This is a genomic window from Acinetobacter sp. BEC1-S18-ESBL-01 (genome assembly GCF_014169935.1).
Lineage (GTDB): Bacteria > Pseudomonadota > Gammaproteobacteria > Pseudomonadales > Moraxellaceae > Acinetobacter > Acinetobacter pittii.
On the sequence record NZ_AP022302.1, the window covers coordinates 1,096,984 to 1,115,747 of the forward strand.

An 18,764-nucleotide genomic window follows, 5' to 3' on the forward strand; every position below is an offset into this window, starting at 1 on the left:
GCTTATTGGGAGTGATGGTAGCTCATGCTTTTAGGTTTGATTAAAAAATGATTCTGTTCTTTAATTTTTTTAAGAACAATGTAAGACTTTATATGGCCAATAAAATTATAAGAAAGCAATCTTTCAGTCACAAATTGAGAAAGCTGTTCTAAATTTTCAGCAACGACTTTTAAAATAAAATCAGCATCACCACTAATTGAGAATGCATCCTGAATGTTGTCTTCAGCTTCAATGAGCTCTTGAAAAGCCTGCTGTGATTTTGCCTCGTGTGTCCTTAAATTAATATGAATCATTGCTGTAACTTCCAATCCTAGCGCCTGCTGCTGGATGCGTGCAGTGTATCCTAGAATAATACCTTTTTGCTCAAGTAGCTGCCTTCTTCTTGAACATTGTGAAGCAGATAAACCAATTAAATCTCCTATTTCCTGATTGGTGAGCCGTCCATTCTTTTGTAGTGCCTGAATGATTTGCCAGTCGAACTTATCCATTGCATAAAATCCTTTTATGATACACAAATCATGTATTTTTATTAAAATGCGTTTTCATTATGCACGAAATCTAAAAGATAGATGAAATATTATTTTTCTATGGAATAAAAATTGGTCTCAAAGGATATAGAGCAATGTTCATAGAAATCGGTGACTTTTTAAATCTTCGTTTAAAACAAATGGGTATCCAACATCTCTTTGGTGTACCTGGTGATTTTAACCTCTCATATCTAGAACAAGTTGAAGCAGACCCACAACTCGAATTTATTGGAAATTGTAATGAATTAAATGCTGCCTATGCAGCAGATGGCTATGCACGAATTAACGGTTTTTCTGCCTTGGCAACCACTTATGGTGTAGGTGACTTAAGTGCGATTAATGGTATTGCAGGCGCTTATGCAGAAAATGTACCTCTTATTCATATCTCAGGTATTCCGCCTTTACATGCGGTTCAAAAGGGCACACTAATACACCACACGCTTGTCGATGGCAACTACGACAATATTATGAACTGTATGAAAGAGTTCACAGTTGCCCAAACACGTTTAACTCCAGCAAATGCAGCTTTTGAAATTGACCGTGTATTACGCCAGTGTTTCCTTGAACGCCGTCCTGTACACATTCAACTACCAGGCGATATTACTCACGTTAAAATTGAAGTATCTGAGCGTCCGCTTGACTTAAGCTACCCAGCTGTTGAACCTGAATTATTACAAACTGTGGTAAGCAAACTCTGTGACATTATTGAGAATGCTCAAAGTCCTGCACTTCTTATTGATAATGAAGCTTCAGTTTTTGGTGTAACTTCACTTTTAAATGATTTATCTCAAAAATGCTCAATTCCATTTGCAGGTATGAATACTGCAAAAAATATTATGGATGAAGGCTCACCTCGTTACATTGGAACTTATGTGGGTGGGGCAAGCCAACCTCATGTAAAAAATATCATTGAGCAATCTGACTGTTTAATTGGTATTGGCGCACGCTTTACCGATGTAGGCTCAGCTGTATTTACTCATCAAATTGAGACCAAGAACTACATCGAAATTAAATCTTATGGCCTAAATATTTTTGGTCAGGATTTTCCGGGTATTGAAATTGGACAATTACTTGTCGAGTTAAATAAAAAAGTTGCTCCACGTAAATCAACAACACCTCTTCTTGAAAAACAACCTCAGAAAGTAATTGAAGCTCCAGCTCAACAAAAGTTAAGCCAAGATGTGCTTTGGAACTACATTTCAGGGTTTTTAAAAGAAGATGATGTGATTATTGGTGAAGTAGGAACATCAAACTCTGCTTTGTCAGGTATCAAACTTCCTGCCACAGCTAAATATATTGCTCAGCCGCTTTGGGGTTCTATTGGTTACACCTTACCGGCTTTGCTTGGTAGTTTGTTGGCTGCTCCTGAGCGTCGTCAAATTCTATTTATTGGTGATGGTTCATTCCAGCTTACGGTACAAGAGCTTTCTACGATTATCCGTCACGGTTTAAAACCAATCATTTTCTTGCTGAACAATGGCGGCTACACCATTGAGCGCCTAATTATGGGTGAAAACGCGGCCTATAACGACGTGCAAAACTGGAAATACACTGAAATTCCTGCGGTATTTAACGGAAAAAAAGGCCATACAACTTATGTTGTTGAAACCGCTGGACAGCTTAAGAGTGTTTTAGACAACGTTCAGCAAAATGATCAGTTAACTTTCATTGAATTAAAACTACCAGCAATGGATGCGCCGGTAAGTTTGAAAAAATTTGCTTCTGTGATTGCTCGTTTTGACTACGGTGATCGCGGTTACGAAATTTTAAAGGAGCGTTCCCAACCGATTAGATGTAAGGATGCAATCTCTTTTTAAATAGAAGACAGGACAAGTCTTCTCAAAAATTAAATGGACTCACATTACAGCAAACTTATGTCCGAAGATCGGTTCCTGATCTTCGGATGTGGTGCTGAATAAAGGTGTACAGGAAGTGACACCAACATTGGAGATAATGTTATGGATGCAAACAATAAGCACGAGTTAAAACAAGGCTTATCCAATCGGCATATTCAACTCATCGCACTCGGAGGGGCGATTGGTACAGGATTATTCTTAGGTCTTTCACAAACAATTAAATTGGCTGGTCCTTCAATTTTATTAGGATATGCAATTGCAGGAATTATTGCCTTTTTAATTATGCGCCATTTAGGTGAAATGGTTGTTGAAGAGCCGGTCAGTGGTTCTTTTAGTTATTTTGCGAACAAGTATTGGGGCAAAATGGCGGGTTTTATGTCTGGCTGGAACTATTGGGTATTGTATGTACTCGTCAGTATGGCTGAATTGAGTGCGATTGGGACATTTATGCAGTTTTGGTGGCCTGAAATTCCGACATGGCTGACTGCTTTATTTTTCTTTATTTTAATTAACGGCATTAACTTGGTAAATGTCCGCTTTTTTGGGGAATCCGAGTTCTTATTTTCCTGCATTAAAATTGTTGCGATTTTAAGCATGATTGGTTTCGGTGCTTATCTTTTACTTTCAGGCTCAGCAGGTCCGCAAGCGGGTGTTGCAAATTTATGGCAACACGGTGGTTTCTTCCCGCACGGGATTCACGGTTTTGTCATGGCTTTAGCTGTCATTATGTTTGCATTTGGCGGATTGGAATTAATTGGTATTGCAGCAGCTGAAACGAAGAAACCTGAAACGACTATTCCTAAAGCAGTAAATCAGATTGTGTACCGTATTTTAATTTTTTATATCGGTGCGATCGGTATCCTTTTATGTCTTTATCCATGGAACATGGTGGCAGAAGGCGGCAGTCCATTTGTTATGATTTTCCAGTCACTCAATAGTAACGGTGTTGCGAACGTTCTGAACTTTGTGGTCTTGATTGCTGCTATTTCAGTTTATAACAGCTGTATCTATTGTAATAGCCGGATGTTGCATGGTTTGGCAGAGCAGGGTAATGCTCCTGCAATTTTGAAAAAAGTAAATAGTCGCGGTATTCCGGTTCCAGCAGCAGTTGTTTCTGCATCTATCACAGCAATATGTGTGGTCGTGAATTATCTGATTCCTGGTCAAGCTTTTCAGCTATTTATGATGTTAGTTGTGGCTGCACTTGTTATTAACTGGCTCATGATTTCAGTGACGCATTTGAAATTTACTAAAGCAATGAAATTGCAAAGACGCCAAACTAAGTTCCAAAGTATTATGAGTCCTTGGAGTAATTATTTAACCATTAGCTTTGTATGCTTTATTCTTATTATTATGGCAATGACTCCAGATATGAGATTGGCAGTTATTTTAGGGCCAATCTGGCTTGCTGTTTTAGCTGTGATGTACTTCTTAAAATATCGTAAAAAAATGGTTGTTCTGCCAGAAGTACAATCGAATTAATCCTCTAAATTGACAATGATATTGCGGTTATCAGCCTTAGGGTCGGTAACCCTTTATCTTTTGTCATATTATTTTCATGTTACAAAGAAATTGTTTTTTTCTAGAAATTTTTAATAATAATTTTAATGACAGAAAATATTTAAATAATAAAATTAATAAATCACTAAATTACCGTTTTTTAATATATTTATAATACCTTTTGTTTTTATATTTTATAAAAAATAAAAATTTAATATTTTTAGTTAATGTCATAATATAGATTGATAGAGAGGGTAAAATAATCTCTATATTTAAAATAACTAATTGATAGTACATAAAAAATATTAATGTGACAGTTAACAATATCGAAATCATTAAAGCGTCATCATACTGTAACTTAATTGTCATATTTTCTATTCACAATGCAGCTATCGAAGAGCGTACAAGCACTCAACAAAAAGTGACGTACAACCTATTGCATTAATGAGAGAGAACAGAATGCGCTTAAATCCACGTCAAATCGCAATTGCGTTAGCAGTAACTGGGGCAGCTGTAACAACGACTGCAAATGCAGCTCGTGATACGATTCAAATTGCTGGTTCTTCAACTGTATTACCGTTTGCCAGCGTTGTAGCTGAAGAGTTTGGTAATACTTTCCCTCAATTTAAAACTCCTGTAGTGGGTTCTGGCGGTTCTTCTGCTGGTTTGAAACAATTCTGTCAAGGTGTTGGCGATAACACGATCGACGTTGCTAACGCTTCTCGTAAAATTAAAAGCACTGAAATCGAAGCTTGTAACAAAGCTGGTGTAAAACAAATTCAAGAAATCAAAATCGGTTACGACGGTATTGTATTCGCGTCTAACTCACACAAAGCAGCTTATAAATTAAAACCTTACCATGTGTTTGCTGCTTTAGCTGCACAGTTACCATCAAAAGGTAAATTGGTTCCAAACCCATATACAAACTGGAATCAAATTGATAAAACACTTCCAAATGAACCGATTACTCTTGTAATCCCTGCATCTAACCACGGTACTCGTGAAGTTTTCCAAGAGAAAATGGTTGAAGCTGGTTGTGAAGCATATGAATACTTCAAGAGCTTAGATAAAGATGCTCAGAAGAAAGCATGTTCTACTTTCCGTAAAGATGGCCGTGTAATTGAAATCGCTGGCGACTATACAGAAACATTGGCTCGCTTAAAGACTTCTCCAAGCGCAGTAGGCGTGTTTGGTTTAAGTTTCTATGACATGAACCGTGACAAGTTACGTGTGGCAACAGTAAACAACGTTGTTCCATCTGAGAAGACAGTATTGAATGGTACATATCCTGTATCTCGCCCATTGTACTTCTACGTGAAAGGCGAACACTTAAAATCAGTTAAAGGCTTACCGCAATATGTAGAATATTTCGTAAGCAAGAAAGCAACTGGTAAAGGTTCTAAAGCTGAACGTGATGGTTTAATCGCGATGTCTGATGCTGAACGTGCAAAAGTTTTGGCTGACTTTAAAGCAGGTAAAACTGTTAAATAAGTTAGTTTGAATGAAGGCTGGTGATCTTAAGAGTTCATCAGCCTTTTTGTCTAACTTGTTTTTCCAAATTATGACAATTGAGAAAACAGTGGAGAGTACATGAATCTGCTACTTATCGGTGTGTTGTTAGCCCTCGTGGCAATTGCATATCAACTTGGGCTGAGAAAGAGCCGTAACATAGCAGGTAAGGGAAGCAACTCGGCGACGTTACATTCTCGTCCTGGTTATTATGGCGCACTGGTTGGTCTTTGGTGCGGTATCCCTGCTTTTTTAATTTTGATCATTTGGAACTTGGTTGAACCAAGTATTTTAAATCATATTATTTTTAATAATATTCCGGCGTCTGTAAGTGCTTCTCTTGATGAAGCGGGTAGAAGTGTATTGGTTGATCGTGTTCAATCAATTGCTTCAGGTTTTGGGGTGAGCGATAAACCGGCAGCCTACGAATTAGCTGCTGCTCAACAGTTTGCAAAATTTCAAACCATTGGCTCTTTTGCCAAATTTGCTGTTGTAATTTGTGCTGCTTTATTGGGGGTGGTTTGGGCAAAGAAAAAAATCAGCCAACAATATCGTGCTCGTAACCAAGTTGAACGTGCCATTAATGTTGGTTTGATTTTATGTTCTGGTGTTGCGATTTTGACAACCATCGGTATCGTTATGTCGATGTTTGGCGAAGCAATGCACTTCTTCCGTTTTGTCAGTCCAATGGACTTTTTCTTTGGTACAGAATGGAATCCGGGCTTTAGTACTTCTGGTAATGCTGAAGGCAGTTATGGTTTATTACCATTGCTATGGGGTACGCTCATGGTCAGTGGTATCGCTCTACTCGTTGCTGTACCAGTTGGATTAATGATCGCAATTTATTTAGCTGAATATGCTTCACCATGGTTCCGCTCATGGGCAAAACCGACAATTGAAGTCTTAGCTGGTATTCCAACAATTGTTTATGGTGTATTTGCCATGATGATTATTGGACCATTCTTTAAAGCAGCGGGTGCATATGTTGGTTTAGAGATTAATGCGACGAGTGCTTTAACTGCTGGCTTTGTAATGGGAATTATGATTATCCCGTTTGTTTCATCTTTGTCAGATGACATTATTACTCAAGTCCCGCGTGCACTACGTGACGGTTCTTTAGGACTTGGTGCGACTAAGTCTGAAACAATTCGTCAAGTCGTATTACCAGCAGCTTTACCGGGTATTACAGGCGCTTTCTTATTGGCAGTCTCTCGCGCTGTTGGGGAAACCATGATTGTGGTTTTAGCAGCAGGGAACAGTCCACTTTTACACGCAAATCCATTTGAAGCTGTTTCGACAGTGACAGTAACTATTGTAAAACAGTTGACTGGAGATACAGACTTCTCAAGTCCACAAGCATTGGTTGCATTCGCGCTAGGTTTAACACTATTTGTTATTACCTTGGGATTAAATATTGTAGCACTGTACATTGTGCGTAAATACCGTGAGCAATACGAATGAGTACATCAAATACATCGTCTCCTATGGATCAGAACGTATTTGATCCGAAAACTGCTGCCGAAACACGTGAACGACGTAAACAGGTTATTGAAAAATCTTTGGCTAAACGTCATCGCAAAGAAAAAGCTTTCCGTTTTGCGGGTTTCTCGGCAGTCATTATTGGTCTTGCATTCGTTGCTCTCTTGTTCGGTAGTATTTTGGCAAAAGGTTTACCTGCTTTTTGGCAAACCAGTATGAATGTTCCAATTTACTTTGACCCTAAAGTGATTGATGCAGGACCAGTACCAGTGCGTACTCAAGGTGAAACACCTGCGCATTACCAAGAACGTTATGTTGATTGGCAAACTAAAATGGGTATGGTCGATTGGGATGGCATCATTGTAAATGGAATGATTGCTAAAGATCCTGCACTTGCATCACAACGTGACTACCTAAGCAGCTTATATGCAAGCTCGGAAGCTTATCGTCTACGTGATATGGTTTTTGCAGATCCATCACTCATTGGTAAAAAAGAAAATATTACCTTCTTAGGTGATGCGAACGTCGATGTTTGGTTAAAAGGTAATATTGACCGTTCATTACCAGATGATCAGCAACAACTTGATCCAGAAGTGCGTAAGCTTGCCGATGACTTAAAAGCAAAAGGCGTTCTTGAAAGTACTTTTAACTTGAACTTATTTAAGAACCCTGACTCACGTAGTTCACCAGCAATTAGTGGTCTTGCAGGTGCATTCATGGGTTCATTATTCATGATGCTCATCGTGATCATCATTGCGATTCCAATCGGTGTTGCCAGCGCAATTTATCTCGAAGAGTTTGCTCCAAAAAATGTTCTTACCGACATTATTGAAGTTAACATCAATAACCTTGCTGCTGTTCCTTCTATCGTATTTGGTTTACTCGGTGCTGCAATTTTCATTGGTTGGATGCATTTGCCTTTATCAGCTCCGTTGGTGGGTGGTTTGGTTTTAAGCTTAATGACACTGCCAACAGTGATTATTACCACGCGTGCTTCATTAAAAGCAGTGCCACCTTCTATTCGACAAGCGGCACTTGGTTTGGGAGCTTCTAAGTTCCAAACGATTTTCCACCATGTTTTACCGTTGGCATTACCGGGCATTATGACAGGTGCAATTATTGGTGTTGCGCATGCGCTTGGTGAAACCGCACCTTTACTTTTAATCGGGATGAGTGCATTCGTTGCAAGTATTCCAACAACACCATTTGATCAAGCAACTGCTTTACCTGTACAGGTTTATTTATGGCAGGGTAATGAGTTGCGTAACTTCTTCGAAGGCCGTACTGCTGCTGCGATTATCGTACTACTTGCATTAATGATTGGTTTAAACAGTCTTGCAATTTGGTTACGTAAAAAGTTCGAAGTGCGTTGGTAATAGAGGATAAATCATGAATACTATTGATATTACGAATTCCTTAGAAAAGGATAAGTTAGTGAATACTGAACAATCTCAATTTACAGATAAATCGCTGAATCATGGCACTTCGTATGTTTCTCATTTTGAACCACATACTTCAAAAAAGCAGAACTCAAACGAAATCAAAATTAGTGCACAAGATGCCCATGTTTACTATGGTGATTTTGAAGCTATCAAAGGTATTGACCTAGATATTTATCAAAATGAAGTGATCGCATTTATTGGTCCTTCAGGCTGTGGTAAATCAACGTTTCTTCGTACGTTAAACCGTATGAACGATACGATTGATGGTTGCCGCGTAACAGGTAAAATTACCCTTGATAACCACAATATTTATGACCCAAATCTAGACGTTGTATTATTGCGTGCTCAGGTTGGTATGGTGTTCCAAAAGCCAAACCCATTCCCTAAATCTATTTTTGACAACGTGGCTTATGGTCCTAAACTTCACGGATTAGCGCGTGATAAATATGACCTAGAAGAAATTGTTGAAAATAGCTTACGTAAAGCTGGTTTGTGGGATGAGGTTAAAGACCGTTTGAATCAGCCAGGTACAGGTTTATCAGGTGGTCAGCAACAACGTTTATGTATTGCACGTACCATTGCTGTTAGTCCTGAAGTGATTTTAATGGATGAGCCGTGTTCTGCACTCGATCCAATTGCAACAGCAAAAGTAGAAGAACTCATTTCTGAATTGTCAAATCAATACACAATTGTGATTGTGACTCACTCAATGCAACAAGCGGCACGTGTTTCTGATCGGACTGCTTATTTCCATTTAGGTGATTTGATTGAAGTCAACTCAACTGAAAAAGTCTTTACTCAGCCTGACCATCAGTTAACGGAAGCGTATATTACTGGTCGCTTCGGTTGATTAATAAACAATAAAAGAAAAAGAGCCATGTGCTCTTTTTTTTATTTTATAAATGAAAATGACTCTATTTTGCAAAATCGCTATTGAATTTTAATCAAAAGGACCACATCTTAAGGCTATAAAGATAAACTTATGAGCTTAGAATTTTATGTTATTCCATTTGCCTAAACTCCCTGCGGAAATACGTGTCAGCCATTTAAATGCACGTGTCAATGAACAGAGAAAAAAAATTGCGCAAACTACGGCAAGCCGTTTAGAACTTTTACAATTAGCTCAACAACTTGCTAAAGAAGCTAAAATTCGCCGTAAAAATAATCAGAAGATTTTTGTTTTAGATTTCAAAGGTGATATTCAAGCTTCAGCAGTTGAAAACTTGCGTGAAGAAATTACCCTGATTTTAGCAACTGCTAAAGCTGGACGTGATCGTATTGTAGTTCGTCTTGAAAGCCCAGGTGGTATGGTCCATGGTTATGGTCTAGCAGCAGCTCAGTTAGTGCGTTTACGCGATGCAGGTTTTCATTTAACGATTTGTGTGGATAAAGTCGCTGCAAGTGGCGGCTATATGATGGCATGTATTGCAAATGAAATTATTGCAGCACCGTTTGCTATTGTGGGTTCAATTGGCGTGGTTGCTCAAGTTCCAAACTTTAATCGTCTTTTAAAAGAACACAATGTGGATTTTGAGCTTTACACAGCAGGGCAGTATAAGCGTACAGTCACCATGTTTGGTGAAAATACGCCTGAAGGTAAAGCGAAGTTCGAAGAAGAGTTGCAACAAACTCATGTGTTATTTAAGCACTTTGTAGAAAAATATCGCCCACAGCTTAATGTCGATAAAGTGGCGACAGGTGAACATTGGTATGGTGAAGATGCGCTAGATCTGAACCTTGTTGATAAATTACAAACATCTGATGAGTATTTATTAGCTTTATTGCCGCAACATGATGTGTATGTGATTAATACACGTAAGAAAGCAACCTTAGGTGAAAAGCTAGGTTTACAAGCAGCGCAAATGGCAGATAGTTTGATTCCTACTGTAATCGGCAAAGTTATGGAAAGCCTAGCAAAAGCGAACACGACGCTTGTACAAGTACGTGATCCAAAACTATAATTTTATCTAATTCAAATGTTATAAAAAGACCAGCTTAAATGCTGGTTTTTTTATAAAGTTAATATTCAAATTTGTCTTATTAAATAGGTTTAGATTTTTAATGGAAAGTAAAAAATAAATGTTGATAAATATAATTTTTAAATTGTGATAAACACATGGTTTTGATATTTTAAACAGCAATAAAATAGCTTTTAAATGAAATATTTAAAAAGTTAGACATTTAAAAATATAACTGAAATTTAGGACAGGAAATAATGACAAGAATAATTGTAGCATCCAAAGAGGGTTTGGACGTTCTGCAAGATGGTCAGCTCAATAAGGTCGTGTTAAGTAAACCTTCTATTATTCAAATTGGCGTAAGTCAAAAAGATATAGCATCGGTGGAAAAACAAGGTGGAAATCTAGTCGTCCATTTAAAAAATGGAGAGACTATTGTTTTAGAAAATTTCTTTAATGGAGCAACGAATACAACAGAACATTCACTTGTTCTTCCGACTGAACATGGAAAATTTGTTGAAGCACAATTTGACGCTCAGGGTAAGGTGATCGACTATACAGGTTTAAACCATGTCACAGATTTAGCCTATACCAGCACGAGCCAACCAGCTTCAACAATGGCGGTTGATGATTCCCCAACTTTTTCGATGGGTAACGTGCTAAAAGCAGGTTTGGCTGTTTTAGCTGCTGAAGGTTTATATCTTTGGGCTTTTGATAATGATGACAAAGATGATTCTTCAGGACCTGTAGATATCTTAGCTCCTGCTGCACCGACTGCTACTGTTGCGGATGATACCGTTACGGTTACTGGTAAAGCAGAAGCAAATGCAAAAATTTATATTAAAGATGCTGCTGGTAATACGGTCGCAAAGGGAGTTGCAGATGCAAGTGGAAATTTTACAATTAAACTCGATAAGCCTTTAGCAAATGGGAATAAATTAAATGTTTTAGCTGAGGATGCTGCTGGTAATATTTCTAAACCAGGTGTTGTGACTGGTAGTAAAGACACAATTGCTCCAGATGCTCCCCAAACTCAGCTGAGTGATGATGGCTCATTGGTAACTGGTAAAACTGAAGCAAATGCAAAAATCACTGTTTATGATGCTAGTGGTAATGTACTAGGCACTGTAACTGCGAATAAAGATGGTATTTTTTCTTTAAAACTTACTCCTCCATTGACGAGTGACGCGGGTGGAAAAGTTATAGCTGAAGATACAGCGGGTAATAAATCTGAACCAACTAAAATTATTGCCGGAAAGGATACTTTCGCTCCAGATGTTCCTTTAGTTGAAGTCAATAAAGAAGGTACCACGGTTGAAGGACAAACTGAGCCTAATGCAAAAGTTCAGATAAAAGATGCTGATGGTAAAGTAATTGGTACGGGTACCGCAAACGCTCAAGGCGAATTTCAGATTACGCTTTCTCCAGCATTAAAAGAGTCACAAAAGGCAACAGTTGTTGTTGAAGATGCAGCAGGTAATACCTCTAAACCTTTAGAAGTTTCTCCAAGTTATGACTCTATTGCACCTGATAAACCTGTTGCTCAAATTAATGCTGATGGAACAACCGTAACAGGTACAACCGAAGCAAATGCAAAAGTTGAAATTAAAGATACGACAGGTAAGGTCATTGGTACGGGAACGGCAGATGCAAATGGAAAATTTACAATTACGATTTCGCCTGCTTTAACTGATAACAAACATGCTTCAGTTTCGGCTATTGATAGTGCAGGAAATAAATCTGATGTTCTTGATATTATTGGTACTAAGGACACAACACCACCTGCAAAACCTGTTTTAAACAGTGTGGATGATGATGTTGGTGCTCTAAAAGGTGCGATTACTGCTGGTTCAGAAACTGACGATGCAAGACCAAAGCTCACAGGTTCAGGTGAGGCAAATGCAACTTTAACCATTTATGATAATGGTGTTGCTATTGGGATTGTAAATGTAAGTAGTAGTCGATCATGGAGCTTTACACTCGATAAAGACTTAGCAATTGGTAAACATACTATTACTTTAACTCAAACAGATGCAGCAGGCCTTACAAGTGAAGTGAGTTCACCATTTACGTTTTATGTGGTCGCTCCAAAGGCTGCCAGTTTAAGTGAGGTAGCTGTTGATACTGCTCATACAGAAACTGTGTCTGTTGCTGATAGCGTTGGGTTAAATACATTAAAGTTAGTACAAAGCACAACAAATGAAACGGATAGCCAGCAGCTGAAATCTGTGCCATTAGATGATTTGTTAAAAAGCTCTACGTCTAGTGAACCAGACCCAATTGAAACTCTTTTGTCTTCAGCAGCAGTAAAGCCTACGCAAGTAAATGATCAAAGTGATGTAACTACGAACGCTAGTAATATCACAGGCAATCTTGAGCATGTTTTACCTGATACGACTTCTTCGGTTTTACAAAGCCTTTTAGAACAAACCTATCCTGTTGTCTAAAGTGATCTTAAAAAAAGCGCTCATTGAGCGCTTTTTTATTTATGAGTTATTTGTTTTAGATGGAAGTATCAGTGCAAGAAGTCCATAGAAAATTGCCCCAATAGTTGCTAACAGCATATCTTTATGGGCATCCCACATATCGCCTTGTTGCCCATTATAATTTTCGGCTTCTTCGGGAGATAATCCAATAGCAATTGCCCATTCAATAAGTTCATATAAAACACTTGATGCCATTACAAATTGAACTACTAATAAAAAAAGACTGAATGGCTTTACTGATGGTAACCACACTTGAAACACGCGATAAGTAAGAGGGTAGAGAAAAATACCATAGGCAAGATGAACCAAACGATCATACATATTACGGGACCAACCCATGTATTGATCTAAATTAAAATTGAATACCTGTTGTATCCAATCATTGTATGGAACGTATGAATACAGGTAATGTGCGCCAACAATATGGATGAGCAAAAACAGCAGATAGAAAGTAAAACTTAAAAAATCGAGTCCAATCTTCTTAAAAATAACAAAGAGCAAAATCAACATAAACACTGTGCCCGCTTGATGAAGTAAATAGGCTTCAAATTCAAGAGGCTGAATAGCTGAAATGACAATCGCAATCAAAAGCAAGCCAAGAGCAATATAGTGTTTAAGTTTGAATTGTTTTTCGATCATTTTATGAAGTCTTTATTGTGATTTATATGAGTGTAATAAAAAAGCGAAGCCTAAGCTCCGCTTTTTGTAAACTTTTTAATTAGATTTTGCTAATTAAATCGTTAATTTGTTTCGCTTGTTCAGCTGCATTACCTGTGTAAGTTGCAGGCGTAAGTTCAGCTAAGCGCGCGCGTTCTTCGCTTGGTACTTGAGAAAGTTCATCACCATTTACGAAATTAACCATCATGTCACGCGTCATTGCTTGACCACGAGTTAATGCTTTTAATTTTTCGTATGGTTTTTCAATGTTGTAGCGACGCATTACAGTTTGAATTGGTTCAGCTAAAACTTCTTGAGCTTGGTCTAAATCTTCATTTAAACGGTTTGCATTTAACTCAAGTTTACCAACACCTTTTAAGCACGCATCGAAAGCAATTAAGCTTTGTGCAAAACCAACACCCATATTACGTAATACAGTTGAGTCAGTTAAGTCACGCTGCCAGCGAGAAATTGGTAATTTTTCACCTAAGTGAGCTAATACTGCATTTGCAATACCTAAGTTACCTTCAGAGTTTTCAAAGTCAATTGGGTTAACTTTGTGTGGCATTGTTGATGAACCAACTTCGCCTTCTTTCAATTTTTGTTTGAAGTAACCTAAAGAGATGTAACCCCATACGTCACGGTTAAAGTCGATTAAAATCGTATTGAAACGACGTAACGCATCAAACAACTCTGCCATGTAGTCATGTGGTTCGATTTGAGTTGTATAAGGGTTGAATGTTAAACCTAAAGATTCAACAAAAGCTTGTGCGTGAGCAGCCCAATCAACATCTGGATAAGCAGAAAGGTGAGCATTGTAGTTACCTACAGCACCATTGATTTTGCCAAGTAACTCAACGTTTTCAAATTGTTTGATTTGACGAGCTAAACGGTATGCCACGTTCGCCATTTCTTTACCCAAAGTTGTTGGGCTAGCAGTTTGACCGTGTGTACGAGACAACATTGGTTGTTCTGCGTGAGTCGTTGCCAAAGCAGAGATCGCATTAAGGATTTGCTTCATGCTTGATACTAAAACTTCACGACCGTTTTTAAGCATAAGCGCGTGAGACAAATTGTTGATGTCTTCAGAAGTACATGCAAAGTGAATGAATTCACCCGCATTTTGTAATTCAGCGATACCGGCAATTTTCTCTTTTAAGAAATACTCAACTGCTTTAACGTCATGGTTAGTCGTACGTTCAATCTCTTTAATACGATTTGCATCTTCTTCAGAGAAGTTGCTAACAATTGCATCTAAAGCTGCATTTGTTTCGTTTGAAAAAGGTGCAACTTCAACAATTTCCGGACGGTTAGAAAGTGCTTGTAACCAACGCACTTCTACAGTGACACGAGCATGGATTAAACCAAACTCAGAAAGAAAAGGGCGTAGCGCATCACATTTGCTGGCATAACGTCCATCTAATGGTGATAGTGCGGTTAAAGCGTTCATAACGATTCCTTAATGTTGGAATAAACATAAAACTAAAAAAATCTCGTTTATAGTCTTAAACGACTTGGTACTGTAAACGAGCAAGTGCTTGAATATCCTGTAGCAATTTACGTTTGCTAAAAATCATGTTCCATGAACTACCGCCGAGTTGTCGCCATAAATGGGCCATTTGCAAGCCAGTAAACAGACAAGCACGGATGCGGTTAGTATGGTTGGTATCTTTAAATGCTTCTGCATTACCACGAACTAAAATGCGTGGATTAATCTGGCCAGCCGTATCAACATAAGTTTGCGCCAAATTAGCTAAAATGCTCGGGTGTAAGTAGTTATTATCAAAAAAAGACAGCTGTTTTAAAATTTTCTGCTGAGCTTTTTCAATGATTGCGACATATTCAGGGTTGCTATAAACCTTTTTTTCTAGCTGCAAAAGCGACATCGCGTAGGACATTGGCAATTTGGCCGTTCCCATTTTTGGAAGGCGAGACTTAGGCATGTTCGAAAAAGGTTGAGTAATACAATTTTCGAGTGTTTTAAGCCCTAAAGAGATATCTGCTAATTGATTAAAAAAATCTAAGGTTTGAACACCATTGTTGGCTGTAGGGCGAATATTTAAACTTGCTTTGATTAATAGTTCAAAATAGAAGTTACCACTTTCACCAATACTTTGCTGACCCGTCATGGCTGTCATATGGGTGAGCTGAGTGGCCTGAAATACCCCAGCCAAGGCAAGGGCACGGTTTTGGCGAACATTCAAGGCTTGTGATTGTTGAAATGGTAACTCCACCATGCCATTCATTCCCTTAAATAAAATTTGGTGTAGGGGCATTTGTATGGTGAATGACACCCCCGCCTAAGCAAACTTCATCTGAATAAAATACAACGCTTTGACCCGGTGTAACAGCACGCTGCGGTTCATCGAACTCAACGCGAACACCGTGTTCAGTGTTTTCATCAATAAAAATTGTACATGCCTGATCAGGTTGGCGATAACGCGTTTTAGCTGTACAGCGTAATCCTTCAACTGGAATATTTTGTTCACCAGCTACCCAGTCAATTGACTCACTCCACAGTTGAGTACTTTGCATGAGTGGGTGTTCATGTCCCTGACCAACAACGAGGCGATTATTATCAAGATCTTTATGTAGTACGAACCATGCACCTTCAGCTGCACCTTTCAAACCACCTAGACCAATTCCGCCACGTTGACCGAGCGTATAGTACATCAGACCGTGATGTTCACCAACTTCTTTACCTGTATCAAGTACAATTTTCCCAGGCTGAGCGGGTAAATATTGTTTAAGGAAGTCATTAAAACGACGTTCCCCAATAAAACAGATTCCTGTTGAGTCCTTTTTCTTGGCTGTAGCAAGATCAAGTTCTTCAGCAATTCTGCGAACTTCAGGTTTTTCGATTTCACCTACTGGGAATAATGTTTTATTAATTTCTCTACCATGAACGGCATGTAAGAAATAGGTTTGGTCTTTATTGTTATCTACACCACGTAATAATGGTGCGTATGCTTCGCCTTTAGAGTTATATGCGGTTTCACCACGGCGTGCATAATGACCAGTCGCAATAAAGTCTGCACCTAAAGTCATGGCATGATCTAAAAATGCGCGGAATTTAATTTCTTTATTACATAAAATATCTGGGTTTGGCGTGCGACCAGCAGCATATTCAGCTAGGAAAAGTTCAAACACTCGATCCCAATATTCCATAGCAAAGTTTGCTGTATGCAGCTTAATACCGATTTTATCAGCTACTGCTTGGGCATCGGCTAAGTCTTCCATTGCCGTACAGTATTCCGTGCCGTCGTCTTCCTCCCAGTTCTTCATGAAAAGACCTTCAACTTGATAACCCTGTTGAAGTAAAAGTGCTGCAGAAACAGAAGAGTCTACACCACCAGACATACCGACGATGACACGTTGTTGCATAGGACTAAGCATCCAAGTGAGAAGTTAATGAGGGAGAGAAGGGGTGCTCATAAATAAGCGATAAAGGATAATGGTGGCCTTTCATAGCATCTTCAACTGCTTTTAGCACAAGAGGACTACGGGCACGGGCAGATTCTTTGAGTTCATCTGGTGTCATCCACACAGCAGCGATAATACCTGTGTCGAGTTGAGGATCACTTTCAATCTGAGTTACATGTGCGAGAAAACAGAAACGGTAATAAGTGCGATCTGGAAACATTGGCGGGGTATAAGTATAAATACCAAGCAAGGCATCAATTTCAACATGATGACCTGTTTCTTCAAGTGTTTCTCGAATGGCAGCTTCTGTTAATGACTCTCCACATTCCACATGACCAGCAGGTTGGTTAAATACTGTGTGTACAAAACCTTCGCTATGCTCTTCTACAAACAGATAGCGTCCGTCTTTTTCTACGACTGTAGCAACAGTGACATGAGGAGTCCATGCGGCCATAAAAAAGCACCATGATTTAAAAGACGTATAATACGAAATTTAGGAGTTTTTGGCTACGATAAGATTTTTATAGATTAGAGTATTATTTTATAAATCTTTTTACTCATCAAGATTTGTTATTTGCCATGAATTATTAATGGAGTCTCTCTCAGCAGTTTGGCCGTAGTCAAGATCAAAAACTTCATTTAAGCTCGAATCTATTAATATCATTTGTTCTAAGGCGACAAGACGAATATCTTCAGGTTCTTGATTACCTGTCAAAAATTGCCAATCTCCATCATGATCATGTACAACTCTTAAAATAGGTTGATTGAACTCCAGACACTGTCGAGTGGTGAAAACCCCTAAATTTTTGGCCTCTCTAAATTTAAAATCAGCATTTCGATCTAGTAAAGGCTGATCATAAATAAACTCTTCTTGATAGCCATCTTCCCAAGGAAACTTGTCATTGCGATCAGTCCAGACTAATTGTAAAGCCGAGAATTTATTATGTTGGTAATAATTTAACGCCCCACCAAAATAATCATCAATATTCCTGAAGTCTACAGGTAAAAACTGAGCACGACTTTCTTTAAAAAACTGATCATCATAATCTTGATAGGAGATAATTTTTTCGCCATTTTTAATTAGGTTTGCTACATCATTAATAATGAGATGAGCTAGATCCGTAGGTAATCCAAAACAAATAATTTCAGGATGCTGATAACTCTCATATAAACCCACACTGTAACTGAAAGAAGGTAAATAGTTCGTTGCACTAATTCCCATAACTTGTAATCCATATTTTTCAATATTGATTTTGATTTGGTTTATTAGCTCATGTTCAGTAGGGCAATTATGGGTATTATCTAAGCTCATTATTTATTTCTCAAAGGTTTCTTATTTTTGTAAGTGCAATATACGTATCAATTAAACTAAAAATAGCAAAGTTAGACTTCACTATTTTTATGATTATTTTGCACTTTTACATAATGTCTTGCTGAATAAGGAAGAAACGCCAGTTCTTTTTCAGTCAATGGCCGCACTTGTTGTACAGGGCTTCCTACATAGAGATAACCGCTTTTTAAGACTTTGCGTGGTGGAACTAAACTTCCTGCACCAATCATCACATCATCTTCAATAATTACGTCATCTAGAATAACGGTGTTGATTCCGACTAAAACACGGTTGCCAATGGTACAGCCATGCAAAGTCACATGGTGTCCAACCGTTACATCTTCACCAATAATCAGAGGTGAGCCATTCGGTTTGGCATCATTTTTATGGCTTACATGCAACATACAATGGTCTTGTACGTTACTGTTTTTGCCAATTTGAATACTATTTACGTCACCACGGATGACTGCAAAAGGCCAGACAGAAACATTTTCAGCTAAGCTAACGTCACCAACCACAACAGCCATTTCATCGATATAACAGGTTGTATCTACTTGAGGGTGGTGTTCAAGATAAGGACGAATGTTCTTTGCCATA

The 18,764-nt window shown here is 38.4% G+C and carries 16 protein-coding genes; 8 read left to right on the forward strand and 8 right to left on the reverse strand.

What is annotated here, in order from left to right:
• Positions 1-2: 2 nt before the first annotated feature.
• On the reverse strand, positions 3-488 hold the full coding sequence (locus H7R46_RS05155; protein WP_004700117.1) for an Lrp/AsnC family transcriptional regulator: 486 nt from the start codon (positions 486-488) through the stop codon (positions 3-5).
• A gap of 134 nt (positions 489-622) precedes the next feature.
• Here H7R46_RS05155 and H7R46_RS05160 point away from each other — a divergent pair, with 134 nt between their 5' ends.
• The 8 genes from H7R46_RS05160 (at position 623) to blp2 (ending at position 12,718) form a co-directional block, all read left to right on the forward strand.
• Positions 623-2,344, forward strand: coding sequence for an alpha-keto acid decarboxylase family protein (locus tag H7R46_RS05160; RefSeq protein WP_005067948.1), 1,722 nt, complete (start codon positions 623-625; stop codon positions 2,342-2,344).
• A 141-nt stretch (positions 2,345-2,485) separates the two neighbouring features.
• Positions 2,486-3,865 carry an amino acid permease gene (locus H7R46_RS05165; RefSeq protein WP_005067949.1) on the forward strand — a complete coding sequence of 460 codons (1,380 nt, stop codon included), beginning with the start codon at positions 2,486-2,488 and terminating at the stop codon, positions 3,863-3,865.
• A 477-nt stretch (positions 3,866-4,342) separates the two neighbouring features.
• On the forward strand, positions 4,343-5,374 hold the full coding sequence (locus H7R46_RS05170; RefSeq protein ID WP_002118975.1) for a substrate-binding domain-containing protein: 1,032 nt from the start codon (positions 4,343-4,345) through the stop codon (positions 5,372-5,374).
• 99 nt (positions 5,375-5,473) lie between these two features.
• Positions 5,474-6,853 (forward strand): phosphate ABC transporter permease subunit PstC, encoded by a 1,380-nt coding sequence (gene pstC, locus H7R46_RS05175; RefSeq protein WP_005067951.1) that lies wholly within the window; start codon positions 5,474-5,476, stop codon positions 6,851-6,853.
• Entirely contained in the window at positions 6,850-8,247 is a 1,398-nt protein-coding gene (gene pstA / locus H7R46_RS05180; protein ID WP_005067953.1) for a phosphate ABC transporter permease PstA, read from the forward strand. The genes pstC and pstA overlap by 4 nt, the downstream gene beginning before the upstream one ends.
• 13 nt (positions 8,248-8,260) lie before the next feature.
• Positions 8,261-9,163, forward strand: a complete 903-nt coding sequence (pstB, locus tag H7R46_RS05185) for a phosphate ABC transporter ATP-binding protein PstB (protein WP_005067963.1) — start codon at positions 8,261-8,263, stop codon at positions 9,161-9,163.
• Positions 9,164-9,311: 148 nt separating this feature from the next.
• On the forward strand, positions 9,312-10,274 hold the full coding sequence (sohB, locus tag H7R46_RS05190; protein ID WP_005067965.1) for a protease SohB: 963 nt from the start codon (positions 9,312-9,314) through the stop codon (positions 10,272-10,274).
• Positions 10,275-10,528: 254 nt separating this feature from the next.
• Positions 10,529-12,718, forward strand: coding sequence for an Ig-like repeat protein Blp2 (gene blp2, locus H7R46_RS05195; RefSeq protein ID WP_005067967.1), 2,190 nt, complete (start codon positions 10,529-10,531; stop codon positions 12,716-12,718).
• A gap of 39 nt (positions 12,719-12,757) precedes the next feature.
• Here blp2 and H7R46_RS05200 read toward each other — a convergent pair whose 3' ends face one another.
• The 7 genes from H7R46_RS05200 to H7R46_RS05230 form a co-directional block, all read right to left on the reverse strand.
• Positions 12,758-13,396: a DUF2238 domain-containing protein gene (locus H7R46_RS05200; protein ID WP_005067969.1), complete on the reverse strand. Its 639-nt coding sequence runs from the start codon at positions 13,394-13,396 to the stop codon at positions 12,758-12,760.
• Positions 13,397-13,475: 79 nt separating this feature from the next.
• The gene (purB, locus tag H7R46_RS05205) at positions 13,476-14,864 is read right to left on the reverse strand and encodes an adenylosuccinate lyase (RefSeq protein ID WP_002118712.1); all 1,389 of its coding nucleotides are present in this window, start codon (positions 14,862-14,864) and stop codon (positions 13,476-13,478) included.
• A 55-nt stretch (positions 14,865-14,919) separates the two neighbouring features.
• Complete coding sequence (hflD, locus tag H7R46_RS05210) at positions 14,920-15,651, reverse strand: high frequency lysogenization protein HflD (RefSeq protein WP_002118587.1); 732 nt, start codon at positions 15,649-15,651, stop codon at positions 14,920-14,922.
• Positions 15,652-15,664: 13 nt separating this feature from the next.
• Positions 15,665-16,798, reverse strand: a complete 1,134-nt coding sequence (gene mnmA / locus H7R46_RS05215; protein WP_005067972.1) for a tRNA 2-thiouridine(34) synthase MnmA — start codon at positions 16,796-16,798, stop codon at positions 15,665-15,667.
• Between the two features lie 4 nt (positions 16,799-16,802).
• Positions 16,803-17,291, reverse strand: coding sequence for an NUDIX hydrolase (locus H7R46_RS05220; protein WP_005067975.1), 489 nt, complete (start codon positions 17,289-17,291; stop codon positions 16,803-16,805).
• Between the two features lie 99 nt (positions 17,292-17,390).
• Complete coding sequence (locus H7R46_RS05225) at positions 17,391-18,149, reverse strand: DUF4262 domain-containing protein (RefSeq protein ID WP_005067982.1); 759 nt, start codon at positions 18,147-18,149, stop codon at positions 17,391-17,393.
• Positions 18,150-18,220: 71 nt separating this feature from the next.
• A complete protein-coding gene (locus H7R46_RS05230) occupies positions 18,221-18,763 on the reverse strand; it encodes a gamma carbonic anhydrase family protein (RefSeq protein WP_005067983.1) in 543 nt (180 codons plus the stop codon).
• Position 18,764 lies beyond the last annotated feature (1 nt).